1 protein-coding gene is annotated in these 1,377 nt (G+C 67.4%); it reads right to left on the bottom strand.

The window, feature by feature from the left end:
- Window positions 1–1,377, bottom strand: a 1,377-nt coding sequence (locus NS4_RS30960) for a non-ribosomal peptide synthetase (protein ID WP_157106351.1), incomplete at both ends; no start/stop codon positions are given.

The raw sequence follows: 1,377 nt of genomic DNA, 5'->3' as shown, positions 1-1,377 counted from the left end.
GTCGAGTACCACATACCCCACCAACTGCTTACCCACCGCCCCGTCGGCACTGTCGGTTCTGTCGGTTGCGAGGTCGCGTGCGACGACCACCGCCTGCGAGACCTGGGGATGGGAGACCAGTACCGACTCGACCTCTTTCGGCTCGACCCGGAACCCCCGTACCTTCACCTGCTCGTCGGCGCGTCCGACGAACTCCAACCGGCCACCACCATCCCAGCGCACCACATCCCCCGACCGATACATCCGCTGCCCCACACCACCGAACGGGCACGCCACGAACCGCTGCGCGGTCAACCCCGGCCGGCCCCGATACCCCCGCCCCACCCCGGAACCAGCGATATACAACTCCCCCACCACCCCCACCGGAACCGGCATCAACCCCGCATCCAACACGAACACCCGCGCATTACCGATCGGCGACCCGATCGACACCGACACCCCACCCAACTCATCGGACTCGGCAACCGAATACCGGGTGGCGCAGACCGTGGTCTCGGTCGGCCCGTACGCATTGACCACCCCGACCTCGGGACAAGCGCGCCGGAACCGGTCCACCGCGACCGGGGAGAGCACATCCGCTGCGGTGACGACCTGTTCCACTCCGGCCCACATCTGCGCACGCTCACCGGACCGGGCCGCCAGCAGATGGAACATCGGGGTCGCCGCGAACAGCGACGTCACCCGATGCTCGCCCACCAGCCGTTCGATCAACGCCGGGTCCGCCGGCCCGGGCGGGGCGATCACCAACTCACTACCGGACAGCAAAGCTGTCCACATCTCATACGCCGACGCGTCGAAACCCACCGACGAGGACATCAACACCCGCTCACGGCCACCCGCCGGCCACCCGTGGAACACCAGATTGATCACGTTGCGGTGGCTGATGGCGACGCCTTTGGGGACTCCGGTCGACCCCGACGTATACATCACATACGCCAGATGCTCCGGTCCCAACCCGCGCACCCGCTCCGCGTCGGTGACCGTACCGGCATCGATACCACCGTCGGTATCGAGCGTGTCCAGGTACAGCATTTCCGGTTCGGTGGGCGGCAACACCGCCGCGGTACCGGTGTCGGTCAACACCAACACCGGGTGGGCGTCGGTGAGAATGAACCCGGTCCGCTCACTCGGATAACCCGGGTCGATCGGCAAATACGCCCCACCGGTTTTGAGGACCGCCAGTAACGCGATCACCAGTTCCGGTGAACGCCCCACCGCGACGGCGACCACCGATTCCGGGCCCACGCCGCGGCCGATCAACCTCCGCGCCAACCGATTCGCCCGCGCGTCGACCTCCCGGTATGTCCACCGTTCCGCCCCACTGCTCAGCGCCACCGCATCCGGCGAAGCGGCCACCTGCCGCTCGAACAACTCCGG

The sequence above is a fragment of the Nocardia sienata NBRC 100364 genome, assembly GCF_001613205.1.
GTDB lineage: Bacteria > Actinomycetota > Actinomycetes > Mycobacteriales > Mycobacteriaceae > Nocardia > Nocardia sienata.
This window is presented reverse-complemented; position numbering and strand designations above follow the sequence as displayed.